The sequence below is a fragment of the Micromonospora sp. NPDC007271 genome (assembly GCF_040634005.1).
GTDB lineage: Bacteria > Actinomycetota > Actinomycetes > Mycobacteriales > Micromonosporaceae > Micromonospora.
In genome coordinates, this window is sequence record NZ_JBEYER010000048.1 from 38803 (window position 1) to 56786 (window position 17984).

11 protein-coding genes and 2 rRNA genes are annotated in these 17984 nt (G+C 69.5%); 4 read left to right on the forward strand and 9 right to left on the reverse strand.

Features of this window, described 5'->3' with window-relative positions:
- Positions 1-64 precede the first annotated feature (64 nt).
- The 3 genes from ABZ570_RS18605 to ABZ570_RS18615 form a co-directional block, all read right to left on the reverse strand.
- Positions 65-754: a lysophospholipid acyltransferase family protein gene (locus ABZ570_RS18605; RefSeq protein WP_358064622.1), complete on the reverse strand. Its 690-nt coding sequence runs from the start codon at positions 752-754 to the stop codon at positions 65-67.
- A 154-nt stretch (positions 755-908) separates the two neighbouring features.
- Positions 909-4055 carry an isoleucine--tRNA ligase gene (gene ileS / locus ABZ570_RS18610; protein ID WP_358064626.1) on the reverse strand — a complete coding sequence of 1049 codons (3147 nt, stop codon included), beginning with the start codon at positions 4053-4055 and terminating at the stop codon, positions 909-911.
- A gap of 375 nt (positions 4056-4430) precedes the next feature.
- Positions 4431-6011 (reverse strand): alkaline phosphatase D family protein, encoded by a 1581-nt coding sequence (locus ABZ570_RS18615; RefSeq protein WP_358064630.1) that lies wholly within the window; start codon positions 6009-6011, stop codon positions 4431-4433.
- Positions 6012-6235: 224 nt separating this feature from the next.
- On the opposite strand from ABZ570_RS18615, the gene ABZ570_RS18620 reads away from it, so the two are divergent.
- Together ABZ570_RS18620 and sigJ are read left to right on the forward strand one after the other, a co-directional pair.
- A complete protein-coding gene (locus tag ABZ570_RS18620) occupies positions 6236-6676 on the forward strand; it encodes a carboxymuconolactone decarboxylase family protein (protein WP_358064633.1) in 441 nt (146 codons plus the stop codon).
- On the forward strand, positions 6673-7560 hold the full coding sequence (sigJ, locus tag ABZ570_RS18625) for an RNA polymerase sigma factor SigJ (RefSeq protein WP_358064636.1): 888 nt from the start codon (positions 6673-6675) through the stop codon (positions 7558-7560). The genes ABZ570_RS18620 and sigJ overlap by 4 nt, the downstream gene beginning before the upstream one ends.
- A 54-nt stretch (positions 7561-7614) precedes the next feature.
- Here sigJ and ndk read toward each other — a convergent pair whose 3' ends face one another.
- Positions 7615-8040, reverse strand: coding sequence for a nucleoside-diphosphate kinase (gene ndk, locus ABZ570_RS18630; protein WP_358064639.1), 426 nt, complete (start codon positions 8038-8040; stop codon positions 7615-7617).
- Between the two features lie 143 nt (positions 8041-8183).
- Between ndk and ABZ570_RS18635 the strand changes: the two genes are divergently transcribed.
- Positions 8184-9425, forward strand: a complete 1242-nt coding sequence (locus ABZ570_RS18635) for a VOC family protein (protein ID WP_358064642.1) — start codon at positions 8184-8186, stop codon at positions 9423-9425.
- Between the two features lie 86 nt (positions 9426-9511).
- Here ABZ570_RS18635 and ABZ570_RS18640 read toward each other — a convergent pair whose 3' ends face one another.
- From ABZ570_RS18640 to ABZ570_RS18650, 3 genes are read right to left on the reverse strand one after another with little or no spacing between them, the layout of a single operon-like run.
- Positions 9512-9904 (reverse strand): DUF4233 domain-containing protein, encoded by a 393-nt coding sequence (locus ABZ570_RS18640; protein ID WP_358064645.1) that lies wholly within the window; start codon positions 9902-9904, stop codon positions 9512-9514.
- Positions 9901-11235 (reverse strand): folylpolyglutamate synthase/dihydrofolate synthase family protein, encoded by a 1335-nt coding sequence (locus ABZ570_RS18645; RefSeq protein ID WP_358064648.1) that lies wholly within the window; start codon positions 11233-11235, stop codon positions 9901-9903. The genes ABZ570_RS18640 and ABZ570_RS18645 overlap by 4 nt, the downstream gene beginning before the upstream one ends.
- The gene (locus ABZ570_RS18650) at positions 11232-13850 is read right to left on the reverse strand and encodes a valine--tRNA ligase (protein WP_358064651.1); all 2619 of its coding nucleotides are present in this window, start codon (positions 13848-13850) and stop codon (positions 11232-11234) included. The genes ABZ570_RS18645 and ABZ570_RS18650 overlap by 4 nt, the downstream gene beginning before the upstream one ends.
- A gap of 71 nt (positions 13851-13921) precedes the next feature.
- Here ABZ570_RS18650 and ABZ570_RS18655 point away from each other — a divergent pair, with 71 nt between their 5' ends.
- Complete coding sequence (locus tag ABZ570_RS18655) at positions 13922-14599, forward strand: hypothetical protein (RefSeq protein WP_358064653.1); 678 nt, start codon at positions 13922-13924, stop codon at positions 14597-14599.
- A gap of 99 nt (positions 14600-14698) precedes the next feature.
- Here the strand turns inward: ABZ570_RS18655 and rrf are convergent.
- Positions 14699-14815 (reverse strand): 5S ribosomal RNA (gene rrf, locus ABZ570_RS18660).
- 85 nt (positions 14816-14900) lie between these two features.
- Positions 14901-17984: ribosomal RNA gene (locus tag ABZ570_RS18665) — 23S ribosomal RNA — on the reverse strand; the annotation flags it as partial.

Consider the following 17984-nt stretch of genomic DNA (forward strand, 5'->3'; position numbering starts at 1 on the left):
GCGCGGCGGACGTCGCCGACCGGGCCGGCAGCCGTCGGGGACGGTGCGGGCCCGCCGAGACGATTCAGGCGGAGGGTTCGGTGGTCGGTTCGCTGCGCTTGGGGGCGTAGCGCGGGACGTACTCCTGGCCGGTGAGCTTCTGGATCTCGGCCATCACCTCGTCGGTCATCTCGCGCAGCGAGGTCCGGTCGTCCGGCCGGCCGGTGAAGTCCAGCGGCTTGCCGAAACGCACGATGATCTCGGCCTTGCCCGGCCGGGGCACCCGGGTCCCGATCGGCTGGGCCTTGTCGGTACCGATCATGCCGACCGGAATGATCGGTACGCCGGCGGCCACCGCGAGCCGGGCCGCGCCGGTGCGCCCGCGGTAGAGCCGCCCGTCCGGTGAGCGGGTGCCCTCCGGGTAGACGGCGACCAGGTCACCGGCCTTGAGCACGGGGATGGCCGCGTCGAAGGCGGACAGCGCCGCGCGTCCACCGGCCCGTTCGACCGGGATGGCGCCCAGCCCGGTGAGCACGAACTTGGAGAACCGCCCCTTCACACCGCTGCCCTTGAAGTACTCCGACTTGGCCCAGAAGGCCAGGTGCCGGGGCACCACGGTGCCGAGGAAGAGCTCGTCGGCGACGGAGAGGTGGTTGCCCGCGAAGATCGCCCCGCCGGTCGCCGGGATGTGCTCCAACCCCTCCACGGTCGGACGGAAGGCCAACCGGAGCGAGGGCGCCACGGTGAGCTTGCCGATGGTGTAGAGCAGGGGCACGGGTCCTCCGGCGATCGTCTGATGCGGGCGGTGTCACGTTAGCCGACGACGTCGCGCCGGCCCGAGCGGGTGGTCACGCGCCCGCGCGATGAACCTGAACGGGTTAGGAAGGGGCCCCTGCCATGCCTGACGCGAAGGGGCCCCTCCGTTCACCTCATACCCGGCGGACGGCGACCGTCACCCGCTCGCCGTCGCCGACCTCGCCGGGGAAGCCCTCGACGCCCTCGGCGAAGTCGATGCTCTCGGCGAGCACCTCCCGGGCCACGAAGTCGAGGTGCGCGGCCACCGCCGCACGTACCTCCTCGGAGGCCGAGACCGACACCACGATCCGGTCCGAGACGTCCAGGTCGGCGTCCCGGCGGGCCTGCTGCACCACCCGGACCACGTCCCGGGCCAGCCCCTCGGCGGCCAACTCCGGGGTGACCTCGGTGTCCAGCACGACCACACCCTCGCCGCCGGGCAGCGGCGCGGACTGCTCGGCGTCGGCGGCGACCAGGCGCAACTCGTACTCGCCCTCGGCCAGGGTGACGCCGGCGGCGACCGGGGCGCCGTCGACCAGCTCCCACTCCCCCGCCTTGACCGCCTTGATGACCTGCTGCACCGCCTTGCCGACCCGGGGGCCGAGCGCCCGCGGCACCACCGTCAGCACCTGCTGGCAGTACGCGGACACCTCCTCGGTGAACTCCACCGACTTCACGTTGACCTCGTCGGCCACCAGGTCGGCGAAGGGCTGCAACTGGGCGGCGACGGGCGAGGCCACGGTCAGCTTCGCCAGCGGCAGCCGGACCCGCAGCCCCTTGGCCTTGCGCAGCGACAGCGCCGCCGAGCAGACGTCCCGGGTGGCGTCCATCGCGGCGACCAGGTCGTGGTCGGCCGGGAACCCGTCCGCCGCCGGCCAGTCGGTCAGGTGCACCGACCGCTCGCCGGTGAGGCCGCGCCAGATCTCCTCGGCGGTCAGCGGCGCCAGCGGCGCCACCACCCGGCAGAGCGTCTCCAGCACCGTCCACAGGGTGTCGAACGCGTCGGCGTCTCCGGACCAGAACCGGTCCCGCGAGCGACGCACGTACCAGTTGGTCAGCGCGTCCAGGTAGGACCGGACGGTGGCGCAGGCGCCGGAGATGTCGTACGCGTCCAGCTGCGCCTGGACCGTCGAGACCAGCTCGTTCGTCTTCGCCAGCACGTACCGGTCGAGCAGGTGCGTCGAGTCGGTGCGACGGCGAGCCGAGTAGCCGTCCGCGTTGGCGTAGAGCGAGAAGAAGTACCAGACGTTCCACAGCGGCAGCAGCACCTGGCGCACCGCGTCCCGGATGCCCGCCTCGGTCACCGGCATGTCCCCGCCGCGCAGCACCGGCGAGGACATCAGCATCCAGCGCATCGCGTCCGACCCGTACGAGTCGAAGACGTGGTAGACGTCCGGGTAGTTGCGCAGGCTCTTGGACATCTTCCGCCCGTCCGAGCCGAGCAGGATGCCGTGGCTCAGGCAGTTGCGGAACGCCGGCCGGTCGAAGAGCGCGGTGGCCAGCACGTGCATGGTGTAGAACCAGCCGCGCGTCTGCCCGATGTACTCGACGATGAAGTCGCCCGGGTAGTGGTGCTCGAACCACTCGCGGTTCTCGAACGGGTAGTGCACCTGGGCGAACGGCATCGAGCCGGACTCGAACCAGCAGTCCAGCACCTCCGGCACCCGGCGCATCATCGACTTGCCGGTCGGGTCGTCCGGGTTGGGGCGGACCAGGTCGTCCACCGCCGGCCGGTGCAGGTCGGTCAGGCGTACGCCGAAGTCCCGCTCGAGGTCGGCCAGCGACCCGTACACGTCGACCCGGGGGTAGTTCGGGTCGTCGGACTTCCACACCGGGATCGGCGAGCCCCAGAACCGGTTCCGGCTGATCGACCAGTCCCGGGCGTTGGCCAGCCACTTGCCGAACGAGCCGTCCTTGATGTGCCCCGGCGTCCAGTTGATCTGCTGGTTCAGCTCGACCATCCGGTCCTTGAACCTGGTCACCGCCACGAACCAGGACGACACCGCCTTGTAGACCAGCGGGGTGTCGCAGCGCCAGCAGTGCGGGTACGAGTGGGTGTAGGTGTCCTGCCGGAGCACCACCCCCCGCTCCTTCAGCTCCCGGATCACCGACTTGTTGACGTCGAAGACCTGCTCGCCCTGGTACGGCGGGACCAGCGCGGTGAACCGGGTGTGGTCGTCCACGGTGACGACGGTCGGGATGCCGGCCGCGTTGCAGACGTTCTGGTCGTCCTCGCCGAAGGCCGGGGCCAGGTGGACGATCCCGGTGCCGTCCTCGGTGGTGACGAACTCCGCGCCGAGCACCTGGTACGCGTTCTCCCCCGCCTGCTCGACGAGGAAGTCGTAGAGCGGGGTGTAGCGGCGCCCGACCAGGTCCGCGCCGCGCACGGTGCCGACCTGCTCGTACCCCTCCAACTCCTTGGCGTACGCGCCGAGCCGGGCCGCGCCGACGACGTACCGCGTGCCGTCGCGCTCCAGCACCGCGTACTCGATGTCGGGGCCGACGGCGAGCGCCAGGTTCGACGGCAGGGTCCACGGCGTGGTGGTCCAGACGCCCAGCCGGACCGGCCCACGCACCAACTCGGGCGCGGACTCGTCGGGGGTCAGCTCGAACCAGACCGTCAGGGTCGGGTCGTGCCGGTCCTTGTAGACGTCGTCCATCCGGGTCTCGGTGTTCGACAGCGGCGTCTCGCACCGCCAGCAGTACGCCAGCACCCGGAAGCCCTCGTAGACCAGACCCTTGTCGTGCAGGGTCTTGAAGGCCCACATGACGCTCTCCATGTAGTCCAGGTCGAGCGTCTTGTAGTCGTTGGCGAAGTCCACCCAGCGGGCCTGCCGGGTGACGTACCGCTCCCAGTCCTGGGTGAACTCCAGCACCGACGTGCGGCACGCCGCGTTGAACCGGGCCACGCCCAGGTCGAGGATCTCCGCCTTGGTGGTGATGCCGAGCTGCTTCTCGGCCACCACCTCGGCCGGCAGGCCGTGGCAGTCCCAGCCGAAGCGCCGCTCGACGCGCCGGCCGCGCATGGTCTGGTAGCGCGGCACCACGTCCTTGACGTACCCGGTGAAGAGGTGGCCGTAGTGCGGCAGGCCGTTGGCGAACGGCGGGCCGTCGTAGAAGACGTACTCGTTCCCCCCGTTCCGGCCGGCCTCGCGAGCCTCGACGGAGGCCTCGAAGGTCTTGTCGGCCGTCCAGTGCTCCAGGACCCGGCGCTCCACCGCGGGCAGGTCCGGGCTCGCCGGGACGCCGGCGGCGGTCGGGTCGTGCAACGGATAGGCCATCGGGGGTCGCTCTCCTCAGCAGCAGCTCACTCGTGTGGGTCTGCGAGGACGAGCCCGTTCCGGTACGCCGTCACCGGCGCCCCGGGCCAGGCCCGCGGTACCACCCCGCTTGGCGGTCAAGGTGCGACCGCCCGCTCGTTGGCCGGCTGTGACGGGCCGGTCCCGTCCGGTTCTACTGGGCCGGTCACCCGGCTGTTCTTCCGGAGGCTCGCCGGTGATGGCCGGGTCGTCGCCTGTGTGCCGTCAAGCGTACTCGACCCCGCCACCGCTCCGCCTCCGACTATCTCCCCGGCCCCCCACCCCACCCCACCCTTCCCCGGTTGATCATGAGGTTGGCGGCACCTTTGGAGATCCACATCGCCGTCAACCTCATGATCAACGCGGGCGGAGGCGCGCAGGGCGGGGGGTGGGGGCGGAGAGGGTGGTGGTCCAGAGGGAGGTGCCGTCGCGGTCGCGGAGGTGGACCGTGAGGGCGCCCGACTCGCCGTCGATGGCGACCTCGCCGAAGTGCTGGAAGCCCTCCGCCGGGGAGGTGTTCGCCCGCGGTGGGGCGTGGACGAACGCGGCCCGCGGGCCGAAGGTGCCGTCCAGGGCGTTCGGGCCGAACGCGCCGGCGTGCGCCGGGCCGGAGACGAACTCCCAGAACGGGGTGAAGTCCCGGAACGCCGCCCGCGCCGGGTCGTAGTGGTGGGCCGCGGTGTAGTGCACGTCGGCGGTGAGGAACACGATGCCGGTGACGCCGGCCCGGTGGGCGCCGCCCAGCACCTCGGCGAACTCCAGCTCACGCCCCGCCGGGGCACCCGGGTCGCCCTGCGCCACGCCCTCCTGCGCGCCCGGGCCGTCCGGCACCACCAGGCCGAGCGGCAGGTCGTTGGCGATCACCTTCCAGGTCGCCCGCGACCGGGTCAGCTCCCGGATCAGCCACTCCCGCTGCTCCCGGCCGAGCAGGCCGCGCTCCGGGTCGGCGTACGTGTTGCCGTCGTTCGGGTCCTTGTACGTCCGCATGTCCAGGACGAAGACGTCCAGCAGCGGACCGTACGACAGCCGGCGGTACAGCGGGCCGTCCCCGGCGACCGGCAGCCACTCCTGGAACGCCTGCCGGGCCCGGGCGGCGAGCACGTCCACGCGCTTCTCGGTGTACCGGTCGTCGGTGAGGATCTCCCCCGGGTACCAGTTGTTCACCACCTCGTGGTCGTCCCACTGGTTCAGCTGTGGCACCTCGGCGGCGAACGCGCGCAGGTGCTCGTCGAGCAGGTTGTACGCGAACTGCCCGCGGTACTCGGCCAGCGTCTCGGCCACCTTGCTCTTCTCCGGGGTGACCAGGTTGCGCCAGACCCGGCCGTCCGGAAGCGTCACGCTCTCGCTGAGCGGGCCGTCGGCATAGACCGTGTCGCCGCTGCACAGGAAGAAGTCGGGGCGGACCGCCCGCATGGACCGGAAGATCGCCATGCCGTCGAAGTCGGGGCTGATCCCCCAACCCTGGCCGGCGATGTCCCCCGTCCAGACGAACCGCACGTCCCGCCGGTCCCGCGGGCCGGGGGCGGTGGCGAACGAGCCGACCAGCGGCTCGCTGCGCAGTCCGGGCCGGTCCAGGCTCGCCACGCTCACCCGGTAGTACAGCCGCTCACCCGATGGCAGGCCGCGCAGCCGCACCCGGCCGGTGCCGTCTGTCGACGGGTCCACCAGCGGGCCGCGCACCAGCCGGGCGCCACGCAGGTCCGGGCGGCGGCTCACCTCCACGAACATCCGGCCCGGTCGGTCCGCGCGGGTCCAGACCAGGGCCGATTCGGCGGTCACATCGCCGCTCTGCACGCCGTGGGTGAGCACCGGGCGGCCGGACGGCTGCCAGGCCGGGGCCGCCACGGCCGGGCCTCCGCCGAACAGGCCGCCGCCGGCCAGTCCGGCCCCGGTCAGCAGTCCGGCGCGCAACACGGTACGTCGATCGAGAGAAGTCATCTGTCCCCTCCGTCGGGAATCGGTTCCTGGTGGTCTACCGGCCCGAGGTGAGGCGGACCGGCGCACGCGGATGGCCGGCGTGGGAACCCCGGCTGACCACTCGTTGACGTCGTGGGCATGACCACCGTCGTCGTGGGCATGACCACCGTCACAGCCCGTACCTGTCACGCCCGGGGCAGGCCGATCCGTCGTGTCCGCGTACCGACGACACGAGGGAGGCCGAGATGAGTCGGATCAACATGGCGGCGGTGGCGCCGGAGGCGTACCAGGCGGTGCTCGGGCTGGAGAAGTACGTCCGGCAGAACCTGGACCACACCGTGCTGGAGCTGGTGAAGCTGCGGGCGTCGATGCTCAACGGCTGCGCGTTCTGCGTCGACATGCACAGCCGGGACGCGCTCGCGGCCGGCGAGTCCAGCCGGCGGCTCTTCGCCGTCGCCGCCTGGCGGGACGCGCCGTTCTTCGACGAGCGGGAGCGGACCGCCCTGGCGCTGACCGACGCGGTCACCCGGCTCGGCGAGCACGGCGTGCCAGACGACGTGTGGGACGCCGCCGCGAAGGTCTGGTCGGAGAAGGAACTGGCCGACCTGCTCGTCGCGATCGCCACAATCAACGTGTGGAACCGGATCTCGGTGAGCACCCGGAACGAGCCGCCGCTCGAGGTGTGACCACCACCGGAGCGGCGCAGGCGGCCGGTGCGCTCACCGCGCACCGGCCGATGCTGCTCGGGCTGGCCTACCGGCTGCTCGGCAGCCTGCACGACGCCGAGGACGTGCTGCAGGAGGCGTACCTGCGGTGGGTGGACGTCGACCGGGAGTCGATCGCCGAGCCACGCCGGTACCTCGCCCGGGTGGTGACCCGGCTGGCGATGGACCGGCTGCGTGCCCGGCAGGCCGCCCGGGAGACGTACGTCGGGCCGTGGCTGCCCGAGCCGGTGCCCACCGCGGCGGACACACCGTTCGGGCCGCTGGACACCGTCGAACTGCGGGAGACGCTCTCCACCGCGCTGCTGCACCTGCTGGAACGGCTCACCCCACCCGAGCGCGCGGTGTACGTACTGCACACGGCGTTCGCCCTGCCGTACGCCGAGATCGGCGACCTGCTGGACCGGTCGGCGGCGGACTGCCGGCAGCTGCACCACCGCGCGGCGGCCCGGCTCGCCGCCGACCGGCGGCGCTTCACCGCGGGCCCGGCCGAGCAGCGGCGGCTGCTCGACGCCTTCCTGGCCGCGGCCCGCGACGGCGACCTGGCCCGGCTGACCGACCTGGTCGCGGCCGACGCCACCGCCTGGTCCGACGGCGGCGGCCGGGTACGCGCGGCCCGCAACCCGGTCCGCGGTACGGAGCGGATCGCCCGCTTCTTCGCCGGCGTCTACGGCCGGCGCCGTCCCGGTGTCACGGCCGTGCCGGTCGAGCTGAACGGGGCGCCGGCGCTGCTGCTGCGCTGGCCGACCGGGGCCCGCTACACCCTCGCGGTGGCCGCCGCCGACGGCCGGATCACCGGCGTCTACCTGGTCGGTAACCCCGACAAGCTGGCCCGCGTGCCCGGCTGAACACGCGCGACGGCCCCGGTCCCGGTGCCGGGACGGGGGCCGTCGGCGAGGACGTCAGCCCAGCTCGGGGAACCAGAGGGCGATCTCCCGCTTGGCGCTGTCGACCGAGTCGGAGGCGTGCACCAGGTTCTCCCGGTTGGAGAGGGAGAAGTCGCCGCGGATGGTGCCGGCGGCGGCCTTGCGGCCGTCCGTGCTGCCGATCATCCCGCGCACCACCTCGATCACCTGGTCGCCGGAGAGCACCAGGGCCACCAGCGGGCCGCCGGTCATGAATGCCTTCAGCGGCGGGTAGAACGCCTTGTCCACGTGCTCGGCGTAGTGCTGGTCGGCGAAGTCGCCGTCCATGGTCCGGGACACCAGCGCCTCGATCCGCAGGCCCTTGCGCTCGAAACGGCCGAGGATCTCGCCCACCAGGCCGCGGCGCACCGCGTCGGGCTTGATCAGTACGAGCGTGCGCTCATCCGGGCTGCTGCTGGACACGCTGGGTTCCTCCTGTACGCGGAAGCGGGTCGGGCTGGGTACGGTCAGCGTATCGACCCGGTCCCGGCGCCGACGCGGCGGCTGTTCCTTCCCTCGCTCGCCGGTCCGGCCTAGCCTGGCCCTAGACCCCTGGGAGGTCCACTGTGGCGAACGGCGGGAACCGACCCATCGCGCCGGTACGCAAGCTGATCGGCGCGGTGCTGGGCACCGTGGCGACCTTCATCGTGCTGTTCGGGCTGGGCATGACGAGCTGGGCGATCGTGGCGCTCGGCGTCGCGCTGCTGGTGCTGGCGATCGCCCTGGCCACCGTACGCGGCGGCGGGCGTACCTGGGTGGTCGGCCTGGGCCACGTGCACAGCGCCTCCGAGCCGCCCACCCAGTACGCCTTCGGCCGCTGCGAACTCCAGCTCGTGATCGACGCACCCGGGCTGCCACCCCGGTCCAAGAAGATCATCGAGCCGCGGGTCCCGGTCGCCAAGTGGCCGTCGCTCGGCCAGGCGCTGCCCGTCCGGGTCGCCCTCGACGACCAGCGGCACGTCCGGGTCCTCTGGGACGAGGTGCCCACCCACGGGGAGACCGGCGCCACGGTCGCCGACCTGCCGCCGGAGTACACCGACAGGGAACCGGTCGAGGAGGTGCTCATCGCGCAGGAGGCACCGCCGTGGGCGGACCGTGCCCCGGAGGACGACTTCCGCGACGACTTCCCGCCCGCGCCGGACCCGCTCCTCGACGACGACGCCGGGCTGCCCGACGACCGCGAGCCGGTGGTGGTCCACCAACGTCCCGGCGGCCCGGTGGTGCTGGAGGGCCAGCTCGTCGAGCCGGCAGCCGTCGGCCCGCTGCCCCGCCGGGCCACCCCGGCCCAGCGCACCCCGGCCGAAGAGCGGTTCGACCGGGTCGACCCGATCGACGTCCCGCTGGACGAGCCGGCCGACGAGGCACCGCCGACCCCGGAGGAGCTGGACGAGGCGATCTTCGGACCGGCCGGGGATGAGCCCGCCGAGGTGTCCAGCCCGATCAGCGGGGTCGGAATCACCCTGCTCGTCACCGACCTGGACCGGTCCCTCGACTTCTACCGGGAGCTCGGCTTCACCGAGTTCGACCGGGGCACCGGCAACGCCGTCCTCACCTCCGGGGCGACCCGGCTGGTGCTGCGCCAGGTGACCGGGGCCGCCCCGATCAGCCGCCGGCTGGTCCACGTCAACCTCGAGGTCGACGACATCCAGGCGGCGTACGAACGGCTGCGCGGCTCCGGCGTGCGCTTCACGTACGCGCCGCGCGTGGTCAACCGGGGCACCAAACTGGAGGTGTGGGCCGCCGCGTTCAAGGATCCGGACGGCCACGGCGTCGCCCTCACCCAGTGGCGCACCCTCGCCGACGCCTGAGGTGCAAGGAAGGGCCCCTTGTTGACGCCTGGGCGCTGACGAGGGGCCCCTTCCATCCTGACCGGCGCGCCGCCGACGGCGACCGCTCAGCCGAGGATGACCCGCCGCACGTGCAGGGCGTACGCCCACACCAGGGCGAAGATGATCCCCAGCACGAGCAGTGACCAGTGCAGCAGCCCGGAGAGCATCAGCAGGCCCTGCACCGCCGTCCCGGCGTGCCAGGCCCACGAGCGTTTCATCTGCCCGGCCAGCACGACGCAGACCACCGCCAGGGCCACGATCGCCCCGATGGCGGCGGTGCTGAGGTGCCCGCCGACGACCCGGATCGGCTGGATGGCCAGCAGCAGCACCAGCGCCTCCAGCGCCAGCGTCCCCGCACCGAGGCCGCGAACGGCCTTCTCCGGGTTCCGCAGCCCCGATCGCCGCCCTCCGGGACCGACCGGCTCGCCGGCCCGCCGCTCGTCGACCGGGCCGCTCATCGCTTCAGCAGCCGTCGGGCGTCGGCCACGGTCACCACCGATCCCGTTATCAGCACGCCGACCCCGGCCAGCTCTCCCGGCACGTCGGACTCGGCCTCGGCGACGGCCGCCTCGATGGCATCCGGCATCTCCTCGGCAACCTGGACCCGCTCCGGCCCGAAGACCTCCCGGGCCAGTGCGGCCAGCTCGTCTGCCGGCATCGCCCGCGGGGAGCTGTTCCGGGTGACCACGATCGAGTCGAGTACCGGCTCCAGCAGCTCCAGCAGGCTGGCCACGTCCTTGTCACCGAGCACCGCCAGCACCCCCACCAACTTGCTGAACGCGAACTCCTCCTGGAGCGCGGTCACCGTGGCGGTCATCCCGTGCGGGTTGTGCGCGCCGTCGAGCAGGATCGTCGGGGCCGTCCGTACCTTCTCCAGCCGCCCGGGCGAGGTGGCCGAGGCGAAGCCCTCCCGGACGGCCTCGACGTCGAGCTGCCGCTTGGCTCCAGCACCGAGGAACGCCTCGACCGCGGCGAGCGCCACGGCCGCGTTCTGCGCCTGGTGGGCGCCGTGCAGCGGAATGAAGATCTCCTCGTACACCCCGCCGAGGCCCTGGATGGTGAGCACCTGGCCGCCGACGGCGACCGCCCGGCGCAGCACGCCGAACTCGGAACCCTCCCGGGCGATGGTCGCGCCGACCTCGGCGCAGCGTTCCAGGATCGGCCGGGCGGCCTCCTCCTCCTGCGCCGCCGCGATCACCGTGGCACCCTTGTGGATGATGCCCGCCTTGTGCAGCGCGATGTCCTCGATGGTGTCGCCGAGCCACTCGGTGTGGTCCAGCCCGATCGGGGTCAGCACCGCCACCCCGGCCTGGATCACGTTGGTCGCGTCCTCGGCGCCGCCGAGCCCCACCTCGACCACCGCGACGTCGACCGGGGCGTCGGCGAACGTGGCGAACGCCAGCGCGGTGGTCATGTCGAAGTACGTCAGCGGCTCGGCGGACCGCTGGTCGACCAACTCGGCCAGCGGCGCCACCTCGCGGTACGTGGCGACGAAGCGCTCCTCGCTGACCGGTTCCCCGTCCAGGCTGATCCGTTCCCGGACGGTCTCCAGGTGGGGGCTGGTGTAGCGGCCGGTGTGCAGCCCGAAGGCCCGCAGCAGCGAGTCGATCATCCGGGCCGTCGAGGTCTTGCCGTTCGTGCCGGTCAGGTGGATCGACGGATACGCCCGCTGCGGGCTGCCGAGCAGGTCGAGCAGGGACTCGATCTTCTCCAGCTCGAAGTGCATGCGGGTGAAGCCGCGCTCGGCGAGCGCGGCCTCCACCGCGGCGAATTCGGTGCGGTCGGTCACGAGGGCAGCGCCTCCAGCGCGGCGTCGATCCGGACCAGGTCCGCCTCGGCCACCGCGAGCCGCTCACGGATCTTGGCGACCACGTGCTCCGGTGCCTTGCCGATGAACGCCGGATTGTCCAGCTTCGCCCGCGCCTGCGCGGCCTCCTTCTCGGCGGCCGTCCGGTCCTTGGTGAGCCGGGCCCGCTCGGCGGCCACGTCGATCGAACCCCGGGTGTCCAGCGCGACGCTCACCTCACCGGGCATGGCGAGGGTGGCGCTGGCCTGGAAGTCGTCCCCGGGTGCGTCGAGGCGGGCCAGCGACCGGATCAGCGGCTCGTGCGCCCCGATCCCCGCCGGCCCGAGGCCGTCGAGCCGCGCCGCCACCCGCTGCGTCGGCCGCAGTCCCTGGTCCGACCGGAACCGCCGGATCTCGGTCACCACCCGCTGGAGGGTGCCGACCTCGCCCTCCGCGGCGTCGTCGATTCCGGTACGGTCGGCCACCGGCCAGGCCGCGATCATCACGCTCTCCCCGCCGGTCAGCGCGGTCCACAGCTCGTCGGTCACGAACGGGATCACCGGGTGCAGCAGCCGCAGCAGCTGGTCGAGCACGTGCCCGAGCACCCGGCGGGTCGCCTCCGCCGCCGCCCCGCCCTCGGCGAGCACCGGCTTGCTCAGCTCCACGTACCAGTCGCAGACGTCGTCCCACGCGAAGTGGTACAGCAGGTCGCAGACCTTGGCGAACTCGTACGCCTCGAACTGCTCGTCCACCTCGGCGGTGACGTGCGCCAGCCGGGACAGGATCCACCGGTCGACCGTGGAGAGCTGGTCGGCAGCGGGCAGCGGACCCTCCGTGTGCGCGCCGTTCAGCAGCGCGAACCGGGTGGCGTTCCAGAGCTTGTTGCAGAAGTTGCGGGAGCCCTGGCACCACTCCTCACTGACCGGCACGTCCTGGCCCGGGTTGGCGCCCCGGGCCAGGGTGAACCGGGTGGCGTCGGCACCGAACCGGGAGATCCAGTCCAGCGGGTCGATCACGTTCCCGAACGACTTGGACATCTTCTTGCCGTGCTGGTCACGGACCAGGCCGTGCAGGGCCACCACGTCGAACGGCTGCCGGCCGTCCATCGCGTACAGGCCGAACATCATCATCCGGGCAACCCAGAAGAAGAGGATGTCGTAGCCGCAGACCAGCACGCTGGTCGGGTAGAACTTCGCCAGGTCGGGGGTCTGCTCCGGCCAGCCGAGCGTGGAGAACGGCCACAGGCCGCTGGAGAACCAGGTGTCGAGGACGTCCTCGTCCTGGCGCCAACCCTCGCCGGTCGGCGGCTCCTCGTCGGGGCCGACGCAGACGATCTCGCCGTTCGGGCCGTACCAGACGGGAATCCGGTGGCCCCACCAGAGCTGCCGGGAGATGCACCAGTCGTGCATGTTGTCGACCCAGGCGAAGTAACGCTTGGCCAGCTCGGCCGGCTCGATCTTCACCCGGCCGTCACGGACCGCGTCACCGGCGGCCTTGGCCAGCGGGGCGGTGTTGACGAACCACTGCAGCGACAGCCGCGGCTCGACCGTGGTCTTGCACCGCGAGCAGTGCCCCACCGCGTGCACGTACGGCCGCTTCTCGGCGACGATCAGGCCCTGCTCGCGCAGTGCGGCGACGATGGCCGGGCGGGCTTCGTACCGGTCCAGACCCTCGAACGGGCCGGGCGCGGTGATGACGCCCCGCTCGTCCATGATCGTCAGCGACGGCAGGTCGTGCCGCTGCCCGATCTCGAAGTCGTTCGGGTCGTGCGCCGGGGTCACCTTGACCATGCCGGTGCCGAAGCTCGGGTCGACGTGCTCGTCGGCGACGATCGGGATGCGCCGGTTGGTGAGCGGCACGGCCACCTCGGTGCCGATCAGGTGCCGGTACCGCTCGTCGTCCGGGTGCACCGCGACCGCGGTGTCGCCGAGCATCGTCTCGGCCCGCGTGGTGGCCACCACGACGTCGTCGCTGTAGCGGATCGAGACCAGCTCACCCTCGTCGTCGGTGTGCTCCACCTCGATGTCGGAGAGCGCGGTGAGGCAGCGCGGGCACCAGTTGATGATCCGGTTCGCCCGGTAGATCAGCCCGTCGTCGAAGAGCTTCTTGAACATGGTCTGCACGGCCCGGGACAGGCCCTCGTCCATGGTGAAGCGCTCGCGGTCCCAGTCGACGGCGTCGCCGAGGTGCCGCATCTGGCCCAGGATCGCGCCACCGGACTCGGCCTTCCACTGCCAGACCCGCTCGACGAACTTCTCTCGGCCCAGGTCGTGGCGGGACAGCCCCTCACCGGCGAGTTGCCGCTCGACCAGGTTCTGGGTGGCGATGCCGGCGTGGTCCATGCCGGGAAGCCAGAGCGCCTCGTAGCCCTGCATCCGCTTACGCCGGTTCAGCGCGTCCATCAGGGTGTGCTCGAAGGCGTGCCCCATGTGCAGCGAGCCGGTGACGTTCGGCGGCGGGATGACGATCGTGAACGGCGGCTTGTCGCTCTCCGCCGACGCCCGGAAGTGGCCGGCGGCTACCCACTGCTCGTACCGTCGCTGCTCTACCTCGCCGGGCTGGTACTGGCCGGCAAGGGTCGGGGCGTCGGGGCGTCGGGCATCCAGTCTCTCGGTCACCCGAGAAAGTCTACGGAGCGCTTCCGGAGACTCGACATGCGCCACCGCCAAGTTCGCGTACGGTGGCGGACATGTCCGACGCGCACCTCACCGAGCGTCCGGCCGGCGACGCTCCCGAGCCGGTCGACCTGACCGACGAGCCGATCCAGCTGAGCCGCCGCGACCCTGCTCTTCAACCCGAGCGGCCCCGGCCCACACGCCGGCGACGGATCGCGCTGGCCGCAGGTCTGGTGGTGGGGCTGGCCGGCCTGGGGTCGCTCGGGGTGGTCTCCTGGCGGGTGCTGGAGCAGAAGGACACCCGGCTGGACCCGCCGGCGAAGGTCGCCGGGCTCACCCGGGACAACAGCGACCGGGCTCGCACCACCGCGGACTATCTCCGCGACGGCTTCGCGGCCGACATCGAGCTGGACCGGAGCTTCGGCACCGTCTACAGCGACTCGGCGGACGCGAAGCGGGCGGTCCTCGTCTTCGGCGGCACCACCCTGCTGTGGCGACCGGAACGGGATTTGGACACTCTCTTCGGGCTGATGGCCGACGAGACCGGGAAGGTGACCGGCCTGCGCGACGTGAGCGCCGGCCGCCTGGGTGGCGTCATGAAATGCGGTACGACCAGCGGCGACGGTGGCGACTTCGCGGTCTGCGGCTGGGCCGACCACGGGAGCGTGGTGATGGCGATGTTCCCGGGTCGCTCGGTCGACGACGCCGCCGCGTTGTTCCGCCAGCTGCGCGAGGCCATACAGAGCCGCTGAGCCACTCCACGGGGCGCCGCCACTCGGCGGCACCCGCGGAAGATTGCTCGTATAAACGCAGTCAGGGTCACCCCGAAGGGTGACCCTGACTGGAAGATTGTCCGGCGGTGTCCTACTCTCCCACACCCTCCCGAGTGCAGTACCATCGGCGCTGGAGGGCTTAGCTTCCGGGTTCGGAATGTTACCGGGCGTTTCCCCTCCGCCATGACCGCCGTAACTCTATCGACATGTCAAACAACACCACACCACAGTGTGTGTTGTTCGTTTGTCGGGAGTTGCACAGTGGACGCGTAGCAGCTTAGTAGTCAAGTCCTCGGCCTATTAGTACCGGTCAACTGAACCCGTTACCGGGCTTACATTTCCGGCCTATCAACCCAGTCGTCTAGCTGGGGGCCTTACCCACCCCGAAGAGTGGTGGGATACCTCATCTTGAAGCGAGCTTCCCGCTTAGATGCTTTCAGCGGTTATCCCTTCCGAACGTAGCTAACCAGCCGTGCCCCTGGCGGGACAACTGGCACACCAGAGGTTCGTCCGTCCCGGTCCTCTCGTACTAGGGACAGCCCTTCTCAAGTATCCTACGCGCACGGCGGATAGGGACCGAACTGTCTCACGACGTTCTAAACCCAGCTCGCGTACCGCTTTAATGGGCGAACAGCCCAACCCTTGGGACCTGCTACAGCCCCAGGATGCGACGAGCCGACATCGAGGTGCCAAACCATCCCGTCGATATGGACTCTTGGGGAAGATCAGCCTGTTATCCCCGGGGTACCTTTTATCCGTTGAGCGACACCGCTTCCACATGCCAGTGCCGGATCACTAGTCCCGACTTTCGTCCCTGCTCGACCCGTCAGTCTCACAGTCAAGCTCCCTTGTGCACTTGCACTCAACACCTGATTGCCAACCAGGCTGAGGGAACCTTTGGGCGCCTCCGTTACCCTTTAGGAGGCAACCGCCCCAGTTAAACTACCCACCAGACACTGTCCCTGAACCGGATAACGGTCCGAAGTTAGATACCCAAACCAACCAGAGTGGTATTTCAAGATTGCCTCCACCCGCACTGGCGTGCGAGTTTCACCGGCTCCCACCTATCCTACACAAGCTAATTCGGATACCAATGTCAAGCTATAGTAAAGGTCCCGGGGTCTTTCCGTCCTGCCGCGCGTAACGAGCATCTTTACTCGTAATGCAATTTCGCCGGGCCTGTGGTTGAGACAGTGGGGAAGTCGTTACGCCATTCGTGCAGGTCGGAACTTACCCGACAAGGAATTTCGCTACCTTAGGATGGTTATAGTTACCACCGCCGTTTACTGGCGCTTAAGTTCTCCGCTTCGCCCCGAAGAGCTAACAGGTCCCCTTAACGTTCCAGCACCGGGCAGGCGTCAGTCCATATACATCGAATTACTTCTTCGCATGGACCTGTGTTTTTAGTAAACAGTCGCTTCCCCCTGCTCTCTGCGGCCATACAACGCTCCACCCGCGCGGGGCTTCACGTCTCCGGCCCCCCTTCTCCCTAAGTTACGGGGGCAATTTGCCGAGTTCCTTAACCACAGTTCGCCCGATCGCCTCGGTATTCTCTACCTGACCACCTGTGTCGGTTTGGGGTACGGGCCGCTCGGAACTCGCTAGAGGCTTTTCTCGGCAGCATAGGATCACTGACTTCACCTGAATCGGCTCGGCATCACGTCTCAGCCTACATGTGCTGCGGATTTGCCTACAGCACGGCCTACACGCTTACCCCGGCACAACCACCGGCCGGGCTCAGCTACCTTCCTGCGTCACCCCATCGCTTGACTACTACCCGCCAGGTTCCCACGCTCCCCACCCTCAACCCGAAGGTCTTGGATGGTTTGGGTGGTTAGCACAACGAGGTTCGTCAGGGTCGCTCCTTCGCGGGTACGGGAATATCAACCCGTTGTCCATCGACTACGCCTCTCGGCCTCGCCTTAGGTCCCGACTCACCCAGGGCGGAATAGCCTGGCCCTGGAACCCTTGGTCATCCGGCGGAAGGGTTTCTCACCCTTCTTTCGCTACTCATGCCTGCATTCTCACTCGTGCCGCGTCCACAGCTAGGTCACCCCGCTGCTTCACCCCCGGCACGACGCTCCCCTACCCACCCACACACCTGCACGGAAAATCAAGTCTCCGCAAAGTTATTGTGTGAGTGCCACAGCTTCGGCGGTGTGCTTGAGCCCCGCTACATTGTCGGCGCGGAACCACTTGACCAGTGAGCTATTACGCACTCTTTAAAGGGTGGCTGCTTCTAAGCCAACCTCCTGGTTGTCTATGCGACCCCACATCCTTTTCCACTTAGCACACGCTTAGGGGCCTTAGCTGGTGATCTGGGCTGTTTCCCTCTCGACTACGAAGCTTATCCCCCGCAGTCTCACTGCCGCGCTCTCACTTACCGGCATTCGGAGTTTGGCTGATTTCGGTAAGCTTGTAGGCCCCCTAGACCATCCAGTGCTCTACCTCCGGCAAGAAACACGCGACGCTGCACCTAAATGCATTTCGGGGAGAACCAGCTATCACGGAGTTTGATTGGCCTTTCACCCCTAACCACAGGTCATCCCCCAACTTTTCAACGTTGGTGGGTTCGGCCCTCCACGCGGTCTTACCCGCGCTTCAGCCTGCCCATGGCTAGATCACTCCGCTTCGGGTCTAGAGCATGCGACTCAAACGCCCTATTCAGACTCGCTTTCGCTACGGCTCCCCCACACGGGTTAACCTCGCCACATGCCACTAACTCGCAGGCTCATTCTTCAAAAGGCACGCCGTCACCCCGCAAGGCTCCGACGGATTGTAGGCGAACGGTTTCAGGTACTATTTCACTCCCCTCCCGGGGTACTTTTCACCATTCCCTCACGGTACTCGTCCGCTATCGGTCACCAGGAAGTATTCAGGCTTACCAGGTGGTCCTGGCAGATTCACGGCAGATTACAGGAGTCCGCCGCTACTCGGGAACACCCACAGAAGACCAGCCACTTTCACCTACCGGACTATCACCGCCTACGGTCAGCCATTCCAGACTGTTCGGCTAGCAACTGGCTTTGTAACTCCTCGAGCGCGTGTCAGCACACTCAGCAGGGTCCCACAACCCCGACCACGCAACCCCTGACAGGTATCACACGCAGCCGGTTTAGCCTCAATCCGCTTTCGCTCGCCACTACTCACGGAATCACTATTTGTTTTCTCTTCCTACGGGTACTGAGATGTTTCACTTCCCCGCGTTCCCCCCACACACCCTATGTGTTCAGGTGTGGGTGACTGGACATGACTCCAGCCAGGTTCCCCCATTCGGACACCCTGGGATCACAGCTCGGTTGACAGCTCCCCCAGGCCTATCGCGGCCTCCCACGTCCTTCATCGGCTCCTGGTGCCAAGGCAT